The organism is Flavobacterium flavigenum, from assembly GCF_027111255.2.
GTDB classification, from domain to species: domain Bacteria; phylum Bacteroidota; class Bacteroidia; order Flavobacteriales; family Flavobacteriaceae; genus Flavobacterium; species Flavobacterium flavigenum.
Map to the genome: position 1 here is coordinate 1,512,105 of NZ_CP114285.2, position 19,387 is coordinate 1,531,491.

Consider the following 19,387-nt stretch of genomic DNA (forward strand, 5'->3'; position numbering starts at 1 on the left):
CAAATTATTATATTTTTTTAAAGTTTTATAAGCATGAGAAAAAAATTCTTTATTTACGGAGTTTTATTGTTTCTAATTGTTGCCACAATTTATTATTACACCGGACGAGGCTATTTACTCGTTTTTACTATCCCCGTTTTATTGGTTATTGGATTTTATAACACTTTACAAAAGAAACATGCTATTTTACGAAACTTTCCTGTTTTAGGCTACTTCAGGTATTTATTCGAAATGATTGCACCTGAAATTCAACAGTATTTTATCGAAAGATCGACTGATGGAAAACCTTTTTCAAGAAATCAGCGCTCAATGGTATATCAAAGAGCAAAAAATATCGATTCAAGCACTCCTTTTGGAACGCAACAAAATTTAAATACAGACAGTTACGAAGGAATTAAACATTCTATCTTTCCGGCTAAAGTTAACGAAGAACTTCCTCGTGTACTGGTTGGCGGAAAAGACTGTAAACAGCCTTATTCTGCTTCTTTATTTAATGTTTCCGCAATGAGTTTTGGTTCACTGAGCGAAAATGCCGTTCGCGCCATCAATATTGGCGCTAAAAAAGGTGATTTTTATCAAAATACAGGAGAAGGCGGATTGACTGAATATCATCTTGCAGGAGGCGGCGATATTACCTGGCAGATAGGTACAGGTTATTTTGGATGCCGTGATGCGGATGGGAATTTCAGTCCTGAAAAATTTTCAGAAAAAGCAAATCTCCCAAATGTAAAAATGATCGAAATCAAACTTTCGCAAGGAGCAAAACCAGGTCATGGAGGCGTACTGCCTGCTGCTAAAAATACTGAACAAATTGCAAAAATCAGAGGTGTCGTTCCTCACACCATGATCCTATCTCCTCCCGGTCATACTGCATTTTCTGATGCAAAAGGCCTGATTCATTTCATTAAACAATTACGTGACTTGTCAAACGGAAAACCAATCGGATTTAAATTGTGTATCGGAAACACAGCTGAGTTTGAAGCTATTTGTCACGAAATGATTGCTGAAGATATCTATCCTGATTTTATTACGGTTGACGGCGCTGAAGGAGGGACAGGAGCTGCCCCACTGGAATTTGCAGATGGTGTCGGGATGCCTTTTGAACCGGCTTTAATATTTGTAAATCAAACTTTGAGAGCATTAAATATTCGTGACAAAATACGTATTATCGGGAGTGGAAAAATCATTTCTGGCTATTCTATTCTGCATGCTGTTGCTTTGGGTGCAGATATGTGCAACAGTGCGAGAGGCTTTATGTTTTCACTTGGATGTATTCAGGCATTGCGCTGTCATAATAATGAATGCCCAACAGGAGTCGCAACTCAAAATAAGATGCTCATGAAAGGTTTGGTCGTTACCGATAAGTCCGAACGTGTATATCATTTCCATAAAAATACACTTCATTCCGCCAATGAACTTTTGGCAGCAGCCGGAAAAACATCCTTTGCTGATGTTGATATCAATATATTCATGAGAGGTGATGAATTCACCAATCTCTCAGAATTATATTTCCCGGATAACTTAAAAAATGTTACCGGGCGCAATTAATACAAAAGAGAGTGTCCGAAAAGTCGAGCTACCTTTCTGAGAATCGTTTATATGAAAATTGTTTCCGATAGGTATCCGAATATTTAACACATAAAAAGAGGCTGTCCTTACTTTTCGGACAGCCTCTTTGTTTTATTTCAGCTGTACTCCAAATATTAAAATTAAAGCTTTGCTGTTACTTTTTTTTCTGTTGTAGCACCTGATCCTGTTAATGCGGCTAATTCTTCCTGACCTATTAATTTTTGTGCAATTATGGAATTATTATAAGCCAAAAAGTAAACATCAAACTTGACACCTTCATCAACTAACTCTTTTGAAATTTGATCGTTTTGTATCATTCCTTTTAACAAATCAGGAAATGACTCGCTATACGTCTGTTTATTCTCATCTGTTTCCTCGAGATTAGTTTCAATTCTAATCTCAATTTTATTGTCATTTAAAAATGCTTTAGCACTTGTACTAGTAATATTGGAACCTTTAATTGAACTTGAGGTATTGTAGGCAGTTACATGTTCCTGTATTTTTTGTTTTGTGTTTTTACAGCTTGCCAACATTAATACGACTGCAAAACAAAATGCGATTTGAGTAATTTTAATCATAATTTTTTAGGTTTTTAGGTTAATTTTATTAGACTTAACTCAAACATAATGAAATATTAACACAAAAAAAACGTTTGTATAAATTAATAAAAATTACATTTTTAAAAACCAATCGAATCTATAAGAATAAGATTAACAAACCTTTACGAAAAATAAACAAAAAGAGCCTCAATAATAGACTTAATGAGGCTCTTTGAAAAAAAACTTTGATTTTCTTCCTAAAAAATAATTTTACAAAAATTTACTTAGTCCCTCCTTATTTAGAATTTCGTGGACAAAAACTGTATTATCATCAGCTAAAAAATAAACATGAAATATTACTCCTTCCTCAATTAGCTCTTTAGGAATTTGACTTTTCTTAATCATTTCTTTCAACAAAAGAGGAAAACTTGCTTCAGCATTTTTTTTATTCGTTTCGTTCTGTTCTAAATCTGTTTCGAATCTTAATTCAATTTTACTATCATTGATATAACCTCTGGCTGTAGTAAGTGTGACATCATCTGCTTTAAAATGTGCAGCCTCTTTATTATAAGCAACAACATACTCCTGCAATTTTTGTTTTGTGTTTTTACAGCTGATTATCACTAATAAAGCCAGGACAGTAAATACAATTTTGGATGTTTTATGAATCATATCTTTATACTTCATAAATGTTAAATTTCAACTTTAATTACAATTTTATTCAGCATTCCGTCAGTTATCATTGGTGCATGAACATCTTCCGGGAAAAGAATTACAAATTGATTTTTATTTAACTTGAAAAACATATCAGGAGCATCACTAAAGAAACGTACATCTTTCTCATCATTATAACCTCCGTTTGGCGTTTTACAATTGGCTCTCGGTTTCCATGCAAAAGTTTCAGTTTCACTGATGCAAAACTGGATATCAATATTTTTGTCATGACATTCAAAAGTGGCTAAGCTTTCTTCAACAGTTTTTCCTTTTCCCTGAAATCCAAAAAATTTTACTCCTTCAGTTTCATATTTAAAATCCGCAGGTAGATTTTCTAAATCATTTTCGCGCAAATAATCAAAAGCCTTTTTGAATGACGGATGTAACACTTCATATTTCGCTGCATTTTCTAACGAGTCTATAATCATAATTCTATTGTAAATTGAGTTGAATTTTTATTGTAAAAATAGGATTTAATTTATTCCAATCTATAATTTATCTGATTTAGTAAATCAATTGCAACTTCTTCGTAACTTTGTTTATGCCAAATTTTCTTTAGAACAAGCAAACATTTCCTTTGAAAAATCCCCGAATCCATTATATCTCATCATTTATTATTGTTGTTTTTCTTGGAATTATTTCACGAAAAATTAATTTTATCCCTCTATGTTTCGGAGATTTTCTTTACGCAGTTATGATTTATATTTTGACAAGAATCTTTCTTTTTAAACATAAACCGGTTCAAATCGCAATTATTTCTTTACTTATCTGTTACAGCATTGAATGCTTTCAGCTTTATCAGGCTGGCTGGATTGCCGCAATTAGAAAAACTATTTTTGGAAAATACATACTGGGACAAGGTTTTCTATGGACGGATCTTATAGCTTATACCTGCGGAATTACAATTACATTTATTATTGAGAAAATTATTTTAAAAAAAACATCATATGAAACTCGTCTTCGCATCAAACAACAAAAATAAAATCAAAGAAATCCAGAGCATTCTAAAAGAATCAATACAATTATTGAGCCTCGAAGAAATTGGCTGCCATGAAGAAATTCCGGAAACGGCAGATACTATTGAAGGAAATGCAGTTCTAAAAGCCAATTATATAACCCAAAAATATGGCTATGACTGTTTTGCAGACGATACCGGTTTAGAAGTTCATGCATTAAATGGGGAACCCGGCGTTTATTCAGCAAGATATGCAGGAGAACAAAAAGATTCGAATGACAATATGAACAAACTCCTGGAAGCTTTAAAAGACAAATCAGACAGAAGCGCGCAATTCAAGACCGTTATTGCATTAAATTTAAATGGTTCGCAGCATTTGTTTACCGGAATAGCAAAAGGAAATATTACTTTAGATAAAACAGGAAACAACGGTTTTGGATATGATCCGGTTTTTCAGCCAGAGAATTATACCGAAACATTTGCCGAACTGGCTTCTGAAATAAAAAATAAAATCAGCCATCGTGCGAAAGCAACTCAGCAACTAATTGATTTTCTGAATTCAAGAAAATAATTGTTTAAAATACAACATTTAAATAGGTAAAATTTATATTTTCAGACGTAAAATTCTTCATTTAATTATCAAATCGATTTTACAAGAAAGATAACTTTTTGATTATCAAATCATAACAAATACATAATTCTTAAAAATGGATTAGTTTATCTGAAATATTAACAGTAATTTTGCACCCTATTTTAAAAATACATATGAATAAATTTGAACAATTAGGATTGAATGAATCGTTACTGAAGGCGATTTTAGATCTAGGATTTGAGAATCCGTCAGAAGTACAGGAGAAAGCGATTCCCCTATTATTGGAAAAAGATACAGATATGGTTGCGTTGGCTCAGACAGGGACAGGGAAAACGGCAGCTTTCGGTTTTCCGCTAATCCAAAAAATTGATGCTGACAACAGAAATACACAGGCATTAGTTTTATCGCCAACAAGAGAACTTTGTTTACAGATTACCAACGAACTTAAAAACTACTCAAAATACGAAAAAGGTATTAATGTGGTAGCAGTTTACGGCGGGGCTAGTATTACAGAGCAAGCTAGGGACATTAAGAGAGGAGCACAAATTATTGTGGCAACTCCGGGAAGAATGCAGGATATGATCAACAGAGGTTTGGTTAACATTAAAAATATAGATTACTGTATTCTTGATGAGGCTGATGAGATGTTGAACATGGGATTCTATGAAGACATCGTATCTATTTTATCTGATACTCCAGACGAAAAAAACACATGGTTGTTCTCTGCAACTATGCCGCAAGAGGTTGCCAGAATTGCAAAACAATTTATGAGCGATCCACTAGAAATTACTGTTGGAACAAAAAATTCAGGTTCTGCAACAGTTTCTCACGAATTTTACTTAGTGAATGCACGTGACCGTTACGAGGCTTTGAAACGTTTAGCTGATGCTAATCCGGATATTTTCTCTGTGGTTTTCTGTCGTACTAAAAGAGATACTCAGGCTATTGCCGAAAAACTTATTGAAGACGGATATAGTGCTGCTGCATTACACGGAGATTTATCTCAGGCACAGCGTGATGGTGTTATGAAATCTTTCCGCGGAAGACAAATTCAGATGCTTGTTGCGACTGACGTTGCTGCACGTGGAATTGATGTAGACAATGTAACTCACGTTGTAAACTACCAATTACCGGATGAAATTGAGACATACAACCACCGTTCAGGACGTACAGGTAGAGCCGGAAAATTAGGAACTTCTATTGTAATTGTTACAAAAAGTGAGTTGCGTAAAATTTCATCTATCGAAAGAATCATCAAACAAAAATTCGAAGAAAAACAAATTCCTTCCGGAATTGAAATCTGCGAAATTCAATTGCTGCACTTAGCTACAAAAATTAAGGATACTGAAGTTGATCACGAAATTGACAACTACTTACCAGCTATTAATACTGTTCTTGAAGGTTTATCTAAAGAAGAACTGATTAAAAAAATGGTTTCTGTAGAATTTAATCGTTTCATCAATTACTATAAAAAGAACAGAGATTTATCATCTCAATCTGGCGAAAGACGTGAGAGAAATGATTCTGAACTAAGAGAATTCAATAATAACGGAGCAGTTCGTTATTTTGTAAACATCGGTTCAAGAGACAATTTCGACTGGATGACATTAAAAGACTACCTGAAAGAAACATTAGACTTAGGTCGTGATGACGTTTTCAAGGTAGATGTAAAAGAAGGTTTTTCTTTCTTCAACACTGATCCGGAACATACTGACAAAGTAATGGAAGTATTAAACAACGTACAATTAGAAGGACGTCGTATTAATGTTGAGATTTCTAAAAACGATGGCGGCGGAAGACGTGACCACAATAACCGTGGTGGAGGAAGAAGTTCAGGACCAAGAAGAGAAGGTAACTTCGCTCCAAGACGTGAAGGCTCTGGTGGTGGATTCAGAAGCGACAGAAACTCAGCTCCAAGACGTGAAGGTTCCGGAGGTGGTTTTAGAAGCGAAAGAAACTCTGCTCCGAGAGAGGGAGGTTTCAGAAGAAATGAAGGAGGTTCAGACAGAGCGCCAAGACGTTCTGAAAGCTTTGGTGATTCGCCAAAGCCAAGAAGACCAAGAAGAGACTAATCATTTGATTATCTTAAATATAAAATCCCAAATTCCAGACAAAATTGGAATTTGGGATTTTTTTTACATCTAAGAATCTTCCTTCTGTCTTTGTTAATTTTCTGATAATTATATTCAGATACTGCAAAATATTTAATCCTGATTTACTACTTTTAGTGCTTTAAATCAGGATATGAAATATTTCGCAGTTTTCTTTTTTACATTATTGTCAGCTATTGGTTTTTCACAGGAAACTACACCGACTTTTCCTCAAAGGGTTTCCGGTTACATCTATAACGATAACAGTAAAGAACCTATTCCTAATGTAAATGTCATCAACACCAACAAAGTCCGTGGTGCTATGTCTGATGCCAAAGGATATTTTGAAATAGATGTACAGGTTAATGACACACTCCATTTTTCTATTTTAGGTTTTCAATCCCTAAGAATCAGAGTAACAAATGACTGGGTAAAAAATAAGGTTACGAGAATTCAGCTTACAGAAAAAGCAATTGCCCTGGAAGAAGTTGTTATTGCACCATTTCATTTGACAGGTTATCTGGAAGTAGACTCAAAATTAATTCCAACAAAAGAAAACTACCGCTACAGTATTTCAGGACTCACACAAGGTTATGAAGCTGGTGAATATTCTCCAAACGCTTTTGGAAAAGTTTTAGGTTCTATTTTCAACCCCGCCGATATGCTTTATAATTTCTTTGGAAAAAATGGAAGAGAACTCAAGAAGCTTAAAGAAATGAGAAAAGATGATACTGTTAGAAATTTACTGGAATCAAAATATGATCGTGAAACAGTAGCTGTTCTTTTAGGAATAAGTAAGGATGAAATTCCTCAAATTTTAGAGCGCTGCAGCTACTCAGAAGCTTTTATCCAGGAAGCAAATGATTTACAGATTATGGATGCTATCAGTGCCTGTTATGAGCAATATAAAGTATTGAAACGAAATTAAATTTTACTATAAAAATTAAAATCCTCAATCGTAATAATTGAGGATTTTTTATTTTCAGTCCTAAACGGATTGCAATATTTTCTAAAAACTATTATTTAACTGGAATATTTGCCAGAATTTCCAGAACAAATTTCCAGTATTTCTGAGCAGAAGAAATACTCGCTCTTTCATCCGGAGAATGTGCACCGTGAATTGTTGGCCCAAAAGAAATCATGTCCATATCAGGATAATTAGTCCCTAAAATACCGCATTCTAAACCAGCATGGCAAGCTACCACTTTTGGTTTTTCGCCATTTTGTTTTTCATAAATATTTTTTAAAACTTCTAATATTTCAGAATTTACATTTGGCGTCCAGCCCGGATAAGAACCTGAAAGTTCTACTTCACAACCAACTAATTCAAAAGCAGAACGCAAAGAATTTGCCAGATCAAATTTGGATGATTCTACAGAAGAACGCGTTAAACATCCTACCAAAATCTCTCCGTCCTTGATAATAACACGAGCAATATTATTTGAAGTTTCTACTAAATCAGACATATCTGCGCTCATTCTGTAAACACCGTTATGAGCAGCATAAATTGCCCTGATAATACCTTCCTGAACACCTAAATCCATTACTTTTTCAGGCAAATCAGTTTTTACGATTTCTATAGATAAATTCGGTTCAGTAGTTTTATATTCCGTTTTAATATCGTTGATAATTTCCTGCATATCAAAAATGTAAGCTTCATCAAACATTTCAGAAATAATGACTTTTGCAACACTTTCTCTTGGAATTGCATTTCGTAAACTTCCACCATTAATTTCAGCAATCTGAAGTCCGAAGTTTTCAAAAGCATCAAACAACAAACGGTTCATAATTTTATTGGCATTCCCTAATCCTTTATGAATATCCATTCCTGAATGACCACCATTTAATCCTTTTACTGTAATAGTGTAACCTACAGAACCTTCCGGAACTTCCTCGTCATGATACGTTCTTGTTGCCGTTACATCAATTCCTCCGGCACATCCAATATCAATTTCATCATCCTCTTCAGTATCCAGATTCAACAAAATCTGACCTTGCAAAATTCCGCCTTTTAAGTTTAAAGCACCAGTCATTCCGGTTTCTTCATCAATTGTAAATAAAGCTTCAATTGCAGGATGCGGAATATCTTTGCTTTCCAGAATTGCCATAATTGTCGCTACTCCAAGCCCATTATCAGCTCCAAGTGTAGTTCCTCGCGCACGTACCCAGTCACCATCCACATACATATCGATTCCCTGAGTATCGAAATCAAAAACAGTATCAGCATTTTTTTGGTGTACCATGTCAAGGTGTCCCTGCATTACTATTGGTTTGCGGTTTTCCATTCCCGGTGTTGCCGGTTTTCTGATGATTACGTTTCTGATTTCGTCTTCAAAAGTTTCCAAACCTAAACTGTTCCCAAAATTTTTCATAAACTCAATTACACGTTCTTCCTTTTTTGACGGACGCGGAACTGCATTTAAATCTGCAAATTTATTCCAAAGTGCTTTTGGCTCCAGATTTCTTATTTCCTGACTCATATATTTTGTTTGATGTTTAACAATTAAGAGCTCCAAAGTTACAAAGTTTAAATTCTTTTTCGATACTAATTAATATTGTATTTATATTTACGTATCCAAAATATATACTGTGAAATCAAAATACATTTTACCTTTATTTCTTTTAATTCAGATTATCTTTTTAAAAATCCTGCCTTTCTATCCGGATTTTGTTGAAGGAGCTTACAGCAACAATTTTTATATCCGAATTTCACATTTCTCCAGAACACTTTTAGGCAAAATTCCGTTTTCTGTTGGTGACTGTATTTATGCTGTTTTAATTATTTCAATAATCAGCTGGTTTTGGAAAATCAGAAAAACCTGGAAGACAGAATGGAAAGATCATATCCTGATAATCTTAGGCAAAATATCTGTTTTTTACTTTTTCTTTCATCTTTTATGGGCTTTCAATTATTACCGTGAACCCCTTTTTCAAAAGATGGATATTAAAAAAGAATACACTGATGCTGAATTGCTGGCTTTCACTAAAAGATTAATTATCAAAACGAATGAAATTCAGCTACAGATTACCAAAAATGAAAACACGAAAGTGATTTTTCCGTACTCCCAGAAAGAAGTTTTTAAGATGAATCTAAACGGATATGATAATCTGGCTAAAGAATATCCTTATTTTAAATACAAAACCTTAAGTATTAAAAAATCATTATTCAGCATTCCTCTTACTTACATGGGCTTTGGCGGTTATCTGAATCCGTTTACCAATGAAGCCCAGGTAAATGATTTGTTACCCATGTACAACTTCCCTTTGACCAGTGCGCATGAAATGGCACATCAAATGGGGTTTGCTAGCGAAAGCGAATGTAATTTTATTGGTGTTCTGGCATCAGTTAAGAATGATAATTTATATTATCAATATTCCGGGTACAGTTTTGCACTTCGCTATTGCCTTGGTATCTGGCAATTCAAAAACGAAAAAATTTTCGAACAGTTAAAAGAACAAACCCACACCGGAATTTTGAAAAATTATCAGGAAAGCCGTGATTTCTGGAAAAAGTATGACACTTTTATTGATAAAGGTTTTCATTTCTTGTATGATAATTTCCTGAAAACAAATAATCAAAAAGAAGGAATGGAGAGTTATAGCAAATTTATTGATTTGATGGTGAATTATTATAAAAACAGAAAATTATAATTATGTTGTAACAAAACTGACAACATCACTACTAACACCATTATGAGCGATAACCTAGAACATTCTTTTGTTGTGCAATTGCAGGCAAACCAGAATATAATCCACAAGATTTGTAGATTATATACTGCCGGCGAAGATGCTCACAAAGATCTGTTTCAGGAAATTACCATTCAGCTCTGGAAGGCATATCCTAAATTTAGAGGCGACAGCAAATTCTCGACCTGGGCTTATCGCGTTGCCTTAAATACCGCTATTACCTTATACCGAAAAACAAAGCGAACCGTATCTACGGTAGAATATGAAAACCAACAGCATTTTGTTAAAGATGTTGACTACAATTATGAGGAAGAAGAGCAGATTAAACTGATGTATAAAGCAGTATATCAGCTCAATGATATTGAAAAGGCATTGGTTTTTATGTATCTGGAAGACAAAGATTATCAGGAAATAGCCGAAACTTTAGGAATCAGTGAAGTGAATGCACGAGTGAAAATGAACCGAATTAAAGGGAAACTTAAAAAAATATTAAATCCTTAAAATACCACCATGAAAGAACTGGATTTATTAAAAAAAGACTGGAAAAAGAATGCAAATTCTTTTGCACAAATTTCAGAAATTGAAATTTATAATATGATTCATAAAAAATCATCTTCGATTGTGAAATGGATTTTAATTATAAGTATTCTCGAAATTTCTTTCTGGACTTTTTCGAATATATTTATTAATACTGATGATGTTTTACAAAAAACAAATCATCCTGAAATTGTGTATGCTTTAGAATTTCTAACCTACTTTAATTATATTGTAGTACTCTTTTTTGTTTTTATTTTCTATAAAAATTATAGAACAATTTCAACAACAGTTGCAACCAAGTCACTTATGAGTGCTATTTTAAGAACGCGTAAAACAGTTCAGTATTATGTTTGGTATAATTTAGGCATGATTTTAATAACTGCTATACTGAGCATCTTTGCTGCCTTTGTTTACAATCCTGACATGGCATTTTTAAAAGAAAAAATAGCAAATAACGGGAAAGCAATGTTTCTTACTATTAGCATTTTAATTGTAGTAATATTAAGCTTCCTTGGGGTTTTCTGGTGTTTTTACAGATTGCTGTATGGCACTTTATTACGTCGATTATACGCAAATTACAAGGAATTAAAGAAGATAGATTTTTAGAAAAAGTTTTAAGTTGAAATATTTACTTCAAATTTAATTTTCACCTTCAGGGGCTTTATAGCTCCATCTTCTCATTTCATTAAGTTCTTCTTCAGCTTTGATTTCTTCTGCCGGAATAACTTTTAAAAATGATGGATGCTGCTCTATTGCATATTCAACTTTTTCAACAATTTCCTCAATAGTATCATTTTCATAATCAATCTCAAGAGGCTCTTTGATAATGAATGATTGAAGGATATTTTTCTTTTTCATTCGCAATCCTTTCTTATCAAATGAACGACGGAAACCGTCAATAACAATTGGAATAACGATTGGTTTGTGTTGTTTGATGATATGAGCAGTTCCTTTTCGGACAGGTTTAAACGATTTTGTAGTACCTTGTGGAAACGTAATTACCCACCCGTCATTAAGTGCGATTTTAATATTTTCAGTATCGTTTGGATTAACATCTCGTTTTTCTGTTACGTCAACCCCTTTTGCACGCCAGGTCCTTTCTACAGTTATTGCCCCAACATAAGCCAGAATTCTTGGCAGCAAACCAGCCTGCATTGTTTCTTTAGCGGCAACATAATAAATATTCATTTTAGGCTGCCATAAGTAGCCTATGTTTTTAATGGTATCCTGACGTCCACTTAAACTGGCATTAAAAACATGAAACATTGCTACCACATCAGCAAAATAAGTCTGATGGTTGGATATAAACAAAACGTTGGTATCCGGTAACGTTTTAATAATTTCAGATCCTTCAATCTGTAATTCATTAAAACCTCTATATCGCCTATGTGTCATGGTGCCCAAAATACGGATCAGCCATTTTTTGATGAATAATATATGTCCGAAAGGATTTCGCTTAAACAATCCCATAGCAGTGAATTATGTTGTTTTTGTTAGGCCGCAAACATACAAAATTTATTTTTTTGGAAAATTTTATAAAAAATTCTGCAAAAAAACAGTTATTGTAATGAATATCAAATCATTAAATTTACGTTTTTAAATCTTTTCTTCAAAAGTAATTTTCAAAACTTCTCTCAATTCACTTAACATCATAGCAGTTGCGCCCCAAACCACATGATTCTGAATATTAAAAGCCGGAACCGAAATATTCTCTGCATAAGAAGTTGATAACGTGGCTTCGATTATAATTTCATCATTTAAAAAAACAGATAGTGGAAGTTCAATAATATCAGCAACTTCCCTGACATCGGGGTAAAACGACAATTCCCGCACAGAAATACCTAAAAAGGGATGCACCAAAAAATTACTTGGCGGAATATACATTGGCGTAAATTCTTTAACAATTTCTATTTTTTCAGATGAAACGCCTATTTCCTCCTGTGTTTCCCTGAAAGCTGTTTCCCGAAAATCCGCGTCCGAAATTTCATACTTGCCTCCCGGAAAAGCAATTTGAGAAGAATGTACTCCATTATAAGCATTACGTACAATTAAAACCAAATGTGTTTTATTATTTTTAGGATACAGCAGCATCATAACCGCAGCAGTCCTCGGACTTTTATTTGACAAATCAAGGCTTTTCATTAGCTGAATCCTTTCTGGGGGAGCCATTTTTACATGTGCGTTTTCTGCCGGAAGTGCAACCGGAATTAAATTAGGAACATGTTGTAAAAAATCCTGAAATTCCATAATCAAAGTTTATTTTTGTACTTTCAAATAAAATATAAATATAGTCCAGAAAACGCGGTTGCACAAGTTTTCTAAAACCAAACCCCTGAAAATGTACAGCAGAGAAGAATCACAAAAACTAAAAAGAGAATTCTGGGTAGCATTTGCCGAGAAATATCCCAGAAAGTGGGTGCTTTATGATACTAAGATCAAAGACTTTTCTTTTAAATTTTATATAGATAATAAAAAAGCGCAGGTCTTAATTGATATCGAACACCGAAGCGATGAAAAACGAATGGCTTATTTTGAAAAATTAGAAGCATTAAAAAACATCTTAGAAGAAGAATTCATCAAAGATTTGGTTTTCGAAAAAAATTTCACATTAGAAAGCGGAAAAACCATCAGTCGTATTTGGGTTGAAAAAACCGGGGTTGGGTTCAGCAATCGAAATAACTGGGGGACCATTTTTGATTTCTTTTTCGAAAAAATGAATGCCTTGGAAATGTTTTATTTAGAGTATGATGAGTTCATTAAGAATATAGAATAAGCAGCTCTTAAAATTTATGGAATCCGCTTATTAGCTTAAACTTAATAAGCGTTTTTTTCTATTCAAAAATCTTTAATCACTAAACAGTAAAAATATTATACACAATAATCTGTTTATCATAATTGATATACAATTGTTTACGGTAGTCCTGCTTTTTGCGGGTAATAATTGAAATTTTACAGTCAATACCACTATTGTCTTTGCATACAAATGAATAGACAATATCGGTATCATTTTCTTCCCGCTCGATGTATTCAATGATATTAAAAAGCTGTATTTCCTGTGAATACACCACAATTCTATGTTTTTCTGTATCGAGTATCACAGAAAGGTTAACCAAATCAAGATTTGACCATTCACCCCATTTACCTTTATCGTTTTTTTCTAAAACACTGAAACCCGATGTTCTAAAACGATAAGACTGACTGTAAGTTTGCTGGATTCCCAATGCAAGAAAAAGAAGTATGATATAATTGCGTAAAATATTCATAATGTTAGAGAGGCTATTAAAACTCAAATTTACTTTTTTCCTGATAAGCAGCTTTAAAATCGGCTATTATTTCATGAATTATTTTTTCTGCTGGTAAAATTTCATGGATTAATCCTGCTATTTGTCCTATTTCAAGCTCCCCTTCTTCAAGATCTCCTTCAAACATTCCTTTTTTTGCTCTTGCTCTTCCTAAAAGCTGTACTAAGTCTTCTTTTGAAGGACACTTTTTATATAATTCCTGAATATCTTCGTAAAATTTATTTTTAATCAAACGAACAGGCGCTAATTCTTTCAGGGTTAATTGTGTATCACCTTCTTTTACACCCACTATCTTTTGCTTGAAATCAGGGTGTGAAGATGATTCTATTGAGGCAGCAAAACGGCTCCCAACCTGAACTCCGTCTGCACCAAGTATCATAACTGCCAGCATTCCTTTTCCGGTCGCAATACCACCTGCTGCAATAATGGGAATCTGAATTTTTTCTTTTACCATCGGAATCAAAGTCAATGTTGTTGTTTCATCACGACCATTATGACCTCCGGCTTCAAAACCTTCTGCTACAATTGCATCAACTCCGGCTTCTTGTGCTTTTAAAGCAAAAAGACTGCTGCTAACCACATGAACCACAGTAATCCCCTTTGATTTTAAAAATGAAGTCCATGTTTTAGGATTTCCTGCCGAAGTAAAAACAATCTTAACTCCTTCATCAACCACAATATTCATGATTTCTTCAATATTTGGATATAACATCGGAATATTGACGCCAAACGGTTTATCAGTATTTTTTTTGCATTTCTGAATGTGTTCCCGCAAAACTTCCGGATACATTGAACCAGCTCCAATAAGTCCTAATCCACCGGCATTACTAACTGCTGCAGCTAATTTATAACCGCTGTTCCAAATCATACCTCCCTGAATGATTGGGTACTTTATATTAAAGAGCTGTGTGATTTTATTCATTGAAAACTTATTGTTTTAAAATCTTTCCGGTTTTGTGCAAACCATTCACATCAAAAGTATAAAAATAGAGTCCGCTTTTTAATGATTCTACTGAAAGATTTGGATTTTGACCTGTTATCTTTTGATCAATTACTTTTTGACCTAAAACAGAATAGACAATAACCGATGCATCATTTATTTGATCAGAAAACCTGAATGTTATAGTGGATTTAGCAGGATTAGGATAAACAGCAAAATCTTTATTTACAAAGCTATCAACTGCTAATGCAGTACTAAAATTCGGAATTCCATAACCGTAATTATTATCAGGTAATGAATATTTATCTGAAGACTGAATCACCATGTTTCTAATCTCCTGATTTGTTTTTTCAGGATACGCCTGCCATAAACAAGCAATCATTCCGGCCATAATGGGGCATGAAAAAGAAGTACCGTCAGAAACACCAATATTCCCCGAAACATCGGCAACCACAGCATCTTTACCTTGTGCCATAACATCTGGTTTTATCCTTCCGTCATAACTTGGCCCTATAGAACTAAATCCTGATCTTACTTTAGAAGCTGTAACAGCGCCAACTGTAATAACAGAAACTGCATCTGCAGGTCCTCCAATATGTTTTTCGGTCTGTATTCCTTCATTTCCTGCTGAAGCAACAACAATAATTCCTTTACTAAAGGCAATTTCAGCACCCCGGGATATAAAATTGGTTGTTCCGTTCATATCGCTGTAGGTATGATTATATTCCGGTCTTGTAAAATCACCAAAATATCCTAACGAAGTTGTGATGATATCAACACCCAGCCTGTCTGCTTCTTCTGCAGCCTCGACCCAAAGCGATTCCTCAACCGGACCTTCTGAAGTATCATCTTCTGTAATAAACAAATAATAAGAAGCATCGGGAGCAGTACCTACAAGTTGGTTTTCTTTATATCCTCCCATAGTCGAAAGAACTAAAGTCCCATGACTGTCGCCGGTATAAAAATCGGCATTTCTGGAAACATAGTCATACCCACCCAGAATTTGATTATTATCTCTTAATTTTTGAAAAGGCTGCGCCGTATTTACTCCAGGAAAACCGCCGTCTAAAACTGCAATTATTTTTCCGGAACCCGTGTAATTCTGCTGGTGCAGAATATGTCCGTTCAGCATCTGAATCTGGTTTGTAGAGGTTCCGTAATTATAATTAATGGTCGTTTTAAGTTTACTGTTTGTTGCTGCAATTTGATTTTCACCAGCCTTCTTAGAAGTTATGTTTAATACTTTATTTGCAAAAACAACTTTATCAACAAATGATAACGCTTTTAACCCATTAATATTTACCTGAGTTCCCCTGATATGAAGTGCATTCAGCCATTTAGACTGTGCGAGGACAGTAATTCCGGTACTCGCTTTTACCTGATTGACATACGTTGTTTCCAAAGGAACATCAGTAAGATTCAGCGTTATACTTTGAGCAGATCTTCTCTCGAGGGCACGCTGAGAAAGCATTAAAGCAGGATTATCAAAATAGGCTTGTGCATTGGGTTTATCCTTAAAATAGACCCAGGCATCTTCCTGTGAAAACATTGCAGTTGAAATCCATAAGAAAAAAAACAAGTAATTTACCTTCATAGCAAACTCATTTAAAAGCAAAAGCCTTTGTTAAAAGTATAAAGCTATGAAATTACTCCCGAACCAACTAATTCATTTTCTAAATACCAGGCAACAAATTGTCCTTCGGTTATAGCAGATTGCGGTTCCTCAAAACGCACATACATTCCGTCTTCAAATTGGTGCAATGTTGCTTTTTGTAAAGGCTGTCGATAACGGATTCTTGCCATCACCTCCATAGTTTCGCCTACTTTTAAAGTCATATCGGTACGGATCCAATGGACTTCTGATTTTTCTATAAATAATGCTTTTTTAAACAACCCGGGATGATTACTTGTCAGACCGGTGTATATTGTATTGGTTTCAACATCTGTTGCAATAACAAATAACGGATCAGTAGTTCCGCCAACGTTTAAACCTTTTCGCTGTCCAACCGTAAAATAATGAGCCCCCTGATGTTTACCCATAAATTTCCCCATTTCAGGACGATAATCCAATTTTTGAGCTTCGATTTTTAATTGTTCTTCCAAAGATAATCCAACTGGTTTTTCAACGTTATAAATGGGATTATTTTTATCAATCTGAACAATTTTTCCTTCTTTAGGCTGCAATTTTTGCTGTAAAAATTCCGGCAAACGCACTTTTCCAATAAAGCAAAGTCCCTGTGAATCTTTTTTCTCAGCCGTTACCAATTCCATTTCAGCTGCAATTTCACGGACCTGGGGTTTAGTCAAAGCTCCAATTGGGAATAATGCTTTAGATAACTGTTCCTGAGACAACTGACATAAAAAATACGATTGATCTTTATTATTATCTGCTCCGGCAATTAATTGATAAATAGTTTTTCCATCAACTTCAGTTTCACTTTTTTGACAATAATGACCCGTTGCTACATAATCTGCACCAAGGCTTAAGGCAATTTTCATGAAAACATCAAATTTTATTTCGCGGTTACAAAGCACGTCAGGATTTGGAGTTCTTCCTTTTTCATATTCGTTGAACATGTAGTCCACGATTTTCTCTTTGTATTCTTCGCTTAAATCGACTGTCTGAAACGGTATCCCTAGTTTTTCAGCAACTAACAAAGCGTCATTGCTATCTTCTAACCACGGACATTCATTTGAAATAGTTACAGAGTCATCGTGCCAGTTTTTCATAAAAAGCCCAATAACTTCGTATCCCTGCTGTTGCAGTAAATAAGCTGCAACACTCGAATCTACTCCTCCGGAAAGTCCAACAACTACACGTTTCATTCTAAATCTTTTATATTTTTACAAGGGTGCAAAGATAAATCAAATTATAGATAATTAGGGTAGTTTTGATTACTTTATAACATACTGAAATTGACAAAGCTTATTGTAATTAATTTTTCCCGATAAACTTTTGATTTTGTTTTTTCTTGTTCGGTAGATTAAATTTTGTTTATATCACGGAAGTAAAATTATCCCCGCAATACCTTTACTATTATTTCTTTTCAGCCGGATTTTTATTAGTTCCTGTTTTTTCAGAAATTTTATTGATATTCTTCGGATCACTCATATTGACTTCCTTCGTAAGCTTTCCTTTTACATAAAATTTCCAAATTCCTGCTTTTTTTCCATTCAGGAATTTACCTTCTGAAGCCACTACTCCATCTAAGTCATAAAAAACCGCGTCACCATTATACTGGTCATTTGCATATGTTGTTTGTTCTAAAATGATTCCGTTTTGGCCAAATTTTTTATATACGCCTTCTTTCAGACCATTTTTATACGTCATTTCTTCTGCCACTTTTTCATTTGGATAATAAACGGTTCTTTTTCCTTCCAGTTTACCGTTCTTATAGTTTTCAAGCGTCATGATTACTTTTGAAGCTTTATGGTAATATTTCCATTCTCCCTCATATTTTTTGTCAACCACTTTTCCTTCACTTACCTTGTTTTTTTTCTGATCATAGAAAATTGTATAAGCACTTCCGTCATTTGCACTAAAGTCACGGGTTGCAATTACATCTCCTTTTTTAGTATCATCAAAAAATTTAAAAACCCCAACTTCTTTTCCGTGGCTGAAAGTACCTTCATAACGAGGTCGTTTCGAAATTTCATAAGTCCCTTTCCAGACACCATCTTTTTTTCCGTTGGTATCCAGTTTATTAAAATCCTGCGCAAAACCTGCGGCACTTATCAAAAACAAAATCCAAAAATTTCTCATATTTTCTTTTTCTATATAACAACAAAGATTGATTTTTAGTATTGCAAAGGTATAACCATTATACAAAAACTCCTTTATCTATTACTAAAAAGTCGTTAAGAGCTGAGATTTGAATCTTTTTCATGCCAGTAAATAAAATTTAAAAAAAGCTTTTATAATAATTGAATAACTTTTGCAAATTAACCTATATTCGCAAAAAATAATATAGCAAAAAAAATATAACGCAAATTAAATCCGGAGCCTGATGAAATCCTTAAAATTATTCTTACTTACACTTTTTATAGGTGCCTCACAATTACATGCACAAGCAAAAGTGGAATCTATCATCTATAAATTCCACCCACATTATATGACTACTGATATAGGTCAGACTGTCGCAGGAACTTATTTGATCGAAGGAAAAAAACAACCCATTATTGAAATCAATGCTGATGGTACCGGTATTATTCAATTAGCCAATTTATCTAAAAAGAAATTAACCTGGGGAATAGAATGTTCTGATGAAGGCATTCCTATCTTCAAAGAAGGCTACGACAGTTCTTCTTATACATTTTGGTATAAAATAACAGGAACAGGTGAATGGCTTTATACACAGTTTTTAATTATTCCTGGCAAGAAAAAAATGTATCTTATGGGAGATCGTGTAAAATATTATGGAGAAACCCAAGTAAAAACTGAGGAGGAATAATTACCCTTTTT

At 34.0% G+C, this 19,387-nt stretch carries 21 protein-coding genes; 10 read left to right on the forward strand and 11 right to left on the reverse strand.

Going from position 1 to position 19,387, the window contains the following annotated elements:
* Positions 1-33: 33 nt before the first annotated feature.
* Entirely contained in the window at positions 34-1,548 is a 1,515-nt protein-coding gene (locus tag OZP09_RS05660; protein WP_269236945.1) for an FMN-binding glutamate synthase family protein, read from the forward strand.
* A gap of 161 nt (positions 1,549-1,709) precedes the next feature.
* Here the strand turns inward: OZP09_RS05660 and OZP09_RS05665 are convergent, their stop codons facing one another.
* The 3 genes from OZP09_RS05665 to OZP09_RS05675 form a co-directional block, all read right to left on the reverse strand.
* Positions 1,710-2,147 carry a hypothetical protein gene (locus OZP09_RS05665; protein WP_281310439.1) on the reverse strand — a complete coding sequence of 146 codons (438 nt, stop codon included), beginning with the start codon at positions 2,145-2,147 and terminating at the stop codon, positions 1,710-1,712.
* A gap of 231 nt (positions 2,148-2,378) precedes the next feature.
* Positions 2,379-2,795 (reverse strand): hypothetical protein, encoded by a 417-nt coding sequence (locus tag OZP09_RS05670; protein ID WP_269236947.1) that lies wholly within the window; start codon positions 2,793-2,795, stop codon positions 2,379-2,381.
* A 5-nt stretch (positions 2,796-2,800) separates the two neighbouring features.
* Positions 2,801-3,250: a NanQ anomerase/TabA/YiaL family protein gene (locus tag OZP09_RS05675; protein ID WP_269236948.1), complete on the reverse strand. Its 450-nt coding sequence runs from the start codon at positions 3,248-3,250 to the stop codon at positions 2,801-2,803.
* A gap of 149 nt (positions 3,251-3,399) precedes the next feature.
* On the opposite strand from OZP09_RS05675, the gene OZP09_RS05680 reads away from it, so the two are divergent.
* The 4 genes from OZP09_RS05680 to OZP09_RS05695 all read left to right on the forward strand — a co-directional run bounded on the left by OZP09_RS05680 (position 3,400) and on the right by OZP09_RS05695 (position 7,387).
* Complete coding sequence (locus OZP09_RS05680) at positions 3,400-3,804, forward strand: ribosomal maturation YjgA family protein (protein WP_269236949.1); 405 nt, start codon at positions 3,400-3,402, stop codon at positions 3,802-3,804.
* The gene (locus OZP09_RS05685; RefSeq protein WP_269236950.1) at positions 3,770-4,348 is read left to right on the forward strand and encodes a non-canonical purine NTP diphosphatase; all 579 of its coding nucleotides are present in this window, start codon (positions 3,770-3,772) and stop codon (positions 4,346-4,348) included. The genes OZP09_RS05680 and OZP09_RS05685 overlap by 35 nt, the downstream gene beginning before the upstream one ends.
* Before the next feature lie 194 nt (positions 4,349-4,542).
* Complete coding sequence (locus OZP09_RS05690) at positions 4,543-6,441, forward strand: DEAD/DEAH box helicase (protein ID WP_269236951.1); 1,899 nt, start codon at positions 4,543-4,545, stop codon at positions 6,439-6,441.
* A 172-nt stretch (positions 6,442-6,613) separates the two neighbouring features.
* The gene (locus OZP09_RS05695; RefSeq protein WP_223682626.1) at positions 6,614-7,387 is read left to right on the forward strand and encodes a carboxypeptidase-like regulatory domain-containing protein; all 774 of its coding nucleotides are present in this window, start codon (positions 6,614-6,616) and stop codon (positions 7,385-7,387) included.
* A gap of 91 nt (positions 7,388-7,478) precedes the next feature.
* Here OZP09_RS05695 and OZP09_RS05700 read toward each other — a convergent pair whose 3' ends face one another.
* Positions 7,479-8,939, reverse strand: a complete 1,461-nt coding sequence (locus tag OZP09_RS05700; protein WP_269236953.1) for an aminoacyl-histidine dipeptidase — start codon at positions 8,937-8,939, stop codon at positions 7,479-7,481.
* 109 nt (positions 8,940-9,048) lie between these two features.
* Here OZP09_RS05700 and OZP09_RS05705 point away from each other — a divergent pair, with 109 nt between their 5' ends.
* The 3 genes from OZP09_RS05705 to OZP09_RS05715 are packed head-to-tail and all read left to right on the forward strand — an operon-like array spanning position 9,049 to position 11,289.
* The gene (locus OZP09_RS05705) at positions 9,049-10,110 is read left to right on the forward strand and encodes a DUF3810 domain-containing protein (protein ID WP_281310440.1); all 1,062 of its coding nucleotides are present in this window, start codon (positions 9,049-9,051) and stop codon (positions 10,108-10,110) included.
* 42 nt (positions 10,111-10,152) lie between these two features.
* Positions 10,153-10,647 (forward strand): RNA polymerase sigma factor, encoded by a 495-nt coding sequence (locus OZP09_RS05710; RefSeq protein ID WP_269236955.1) that lies wholly within the window; start codon positions 10,153-10,155, stop codon positions 10,645-10,647.
* 9 nt (positions 10,648-10,656) lie between these two features.
* A complete protein-coding gene (locus OZP09_RS05715; protein ID WP_269236956.1) occupies positions 10,657-11,289 on the forward strand; it encodes a DUF8845 family protein in 633 nt (210 codons plus the stop codon).
* A gap of 33 nt (positions 11,290-11,322) precedes the next feature.
* Here the strand turns inward: OZP09_RS05715 and OZP09_RS05720 are convergent, their stop codons facing one another.
* Together OZP09_RS05720 and OZP09_RS05725 are read right to left on the reverse strand one after the other, a co-directional pair.
* Positions 11,323-12,153 (reverse strand): lysophospholipid acyltransferase family protein, encoded by an 831-nt coding sequence (locus tag OZP09_RS05720; RefSeq protein WP_269236957.1) that lies wholly within the window; start codon positions 12,151-12,153, stop codon positions 11,323-11,325.
* A 126-nt stretch (positions 12,154-12,279) separates the two neighbouring features.
* On the reverse strand, positions 12,280-12,930 hold the full coding sequence (locus OZP09_RS05725; protein WP_281310441.1) for an NUDIX hydrolase: 651 nt from the start codon (positions 12,928-12,930) through the stop codon (positions 12,280-12,282).
* Between the two features lie 91 nt (positions 12,931-13,021).
* On the opposite strand from OZP09_RS05725, the gene OZP09_RS05730 reads away from it, so the two are divergent.
* Complete coding sequence (locus OZP09_RS05730; protein ID WP_281310442.1) at positions 13,022-13,456, forward strand: DUF4268 domain-containing protein; 435 nt, start codon at positions 13,022-13,024, stop codon at positions 13,454-13,456.
* Between the two features lie 79 nt (positions 13,457-13,535).
* On the opposite strand, the gene OZP09_RS05735 is transcribed toward OZP09_RS05730, so the two are convergent.
* The 5 genes from OZP09_RS05735 to OZP09_RS05755 all read right to left on the reverse strand — a co-directional run bounded on the left by OZP09_RS05735 (position 13,536) and on the right by OZP09_RS05755 (position 18,688).
* Positions 13,536-13,946: a hypothetical protein gene (locus tag OZP09_RS05735; protein WP_269236959.1), complete on the reverse strand. Its 411-nt coding sequence runs from the start codon at positions 13,944-13,946 to the stop codon at positions 13,536-13,538.
* A 16-nt stretch (positions 13,947-13,962) separates the two neighbouring features.
* Entirely contained in the window at positions 13,963-14,907 is a 945-nt protein-coding gene (locus tag OZP09_RS05740) for an NAD(P)H-dependent flavin oxidoreductase (RefSeq protein WP_281310443.1), read from the reverse strand.
* Between the two features lie 7 nt (positions 14,908-14,914).
* Positions 14,915-16,519, reverse strand: coding sequence for a S8 family serine peptidase (locus OZP09_RS05745; protein WP_281310444.1), 1,605 nt, complete (start codon positions 16,517-16,519; stop codon positions 14,915-14,917).
* 44 nt (positions 16,520-16,563) lie between these two features.
* Positions 16,564-17,751, reverse strand: a complete 1,188-nt coding sequence (gene mnmA / locus OZP09_RS05750) for a tRNA 2-thiouridine(34) synthase MnmA (RefSeq protein ID WP_269236960.1) — start codon at positions 17,749-17,751, stop codon at positions 16,564-16,566.
* 211 nt (positions 17,752-17,962) lie between these two features.
* Complete coding sequence (locus tag OZP09_RS05755; protein ID WP_281310445.1) at positions 17,963-18,688, reverse strand: toxin-antitoxin system YwqK family antitoxin; 726 nt, start codon at positions 18,686-18,688, stop codon at positions 17,963-17,965.
* A 244-nt stretch (positions 18,689-18,932) separates the two neighbouring features.
* On the opposite strand from OZP09_RS05755, the gene OZP09_RS05760 reads away from it, so the two are divergent.
* On the forward strand, positions 18,933-19,376 hold the full coding sequence (locus OZP09_RS05760) for a hypothetical protein (protein ID WP_269236961.1): 444 nt from the start codon (positions 18,933-18,935) through the stop codon (positions 19,374-19,376).
* The last annotated feature ends 11 nt before the right edge of the window (positions 19,377-19,387 follow it).

Bases quoted from the DNA above. Each gene is read 5' to 3' on its own strand.
- OZP09_RS05660 (WP_269236945.1), top strand. From the start codon at position 34: ATGAGAAAAAAATTCTTTATTTACGGAGTTTTATTGTTTCTAATTGTT.
- OZP09_RS05665 (WP_281310439.1), bottom strand. From the start codon at position 2,147: ATGATTAAAATTACTCAAATCGCATTTTGTTTTGCAGTCGTATTAATG.
- OZP09_RS05670 (WP_269236947.1), bottom strand. From the start codon at position 2,795: ATGAAGTATAAAGATATGATTCATAAAACATCCAAAATTGTATTTACT.
- OZP09_RS05675 (WP_269236948.1), bottom strand. From the start codon at position 3,250: ATGATTATAGACTCGTTAGAAAATGCAGCGAAATATGAAGTGTTACAT.
- OZP09_RS05685 (WP_269236950.1), top strand. From the start codon at position 3,770: ATGAAACTCGTCTTCGCATCAAACAACAAAAATAAAATCAAAGAAATC.
- OZP09_RS05690 (WP_269236951.1), top strand. From the start codon at position 4,543: ATGAATAAATTTGAACAATTAGGATTGAATGAATCGTTACTGAAGGCG.
- OZP09_RS05695 (WP_223682626.1), top strand. From the start codon at position 6,614: ATGAAATATTTCGCAGTTTTCTTTTTTACATTATTGTCAGCTATTGGT.
- OZP09_RS05700 (WP_269236953.1), bottom strand. From the start codon at position 8,939: ATGAGTCAGGAAATAAGAAATCTGGAGCCAAAAGCACTTTGGAATAAA.
- OZP09_RS05710 (WP_269236955.1), top strand. From the start codon at position 10,153: ATGAGCGATAACCTAGAACATTCTTTTGTTGTGCAATTGCAGGCAAAC.
- OZP09_RS05715 (WP_269236956.1), top strand. From the start codon at position 10,657: ATGAAAGAACTGGATTTATTAAAAAAAGACTGGAAAAAGAATGCAAAT.
- OZP09_RS05720 (WP_269236957.1), bottom strand. From the start codon at position 12,153: ATGGGATTGTTTAAGCGAAATCCTTTCGGACATATATTATTCATCAAA.
- OZP09_RS05725 (WP_281310441.1), bottom strand. From the start codon at position 12,930: ATGGAATTTCAGGATTTTTTACAACATGTTCCTAATTTAATTCCGGTT.
- OZP09_RS05730 (WP_281310442.1), top strand. From the start codon at position 13,022: ATGTACAGCAGAGAAGAATCACAAAAACTAAAAAGAGAATTCTGGGTA.
- OZP09_RS05735 (WP_269236959.1), bottom strand. From the start codon at position 13,946: ATGAATATTTTACGCAATTATATCATACTTCTTTTTCTTGCATTGGGA.
- OZP09_RS05740 (WP_281310443.1), bottom strand. From the start codon at position 14,907: ATGAATAAAATCACACAGCTCTTTAATATAAAGTACCCAATCATTCAG.
- OZP09_RS05745 (WP_281310444.1), bottom strand. From the start codon at position 16,519: ATGAAGGTAAATTACTTGTTTTTTTTCTTATGGATTTCAACTGCAATG.
- mnmA (WP_269236960.1), bottom strand. From the start codon at position 17,751: ATGAAACGTGTAGTTGTTGGACTTTCCGGAGGAGTAGATTCGAGTGTT.
- OZP09_RS05755 (WP_281310445.1), bottom strand. From the start codon at position 18,688: ATGAGAAATTTTTGGATTTTGTTTTTGATAAGTGCCGCAGGTTTTGCG.
- OZP09_RS05760 (WP_269236961.1), top strand. From the start codon at position 18,933: ATGAAATCCTTAAAATTATTCTTACTTACACTTTTTATAGGTGCCTCA.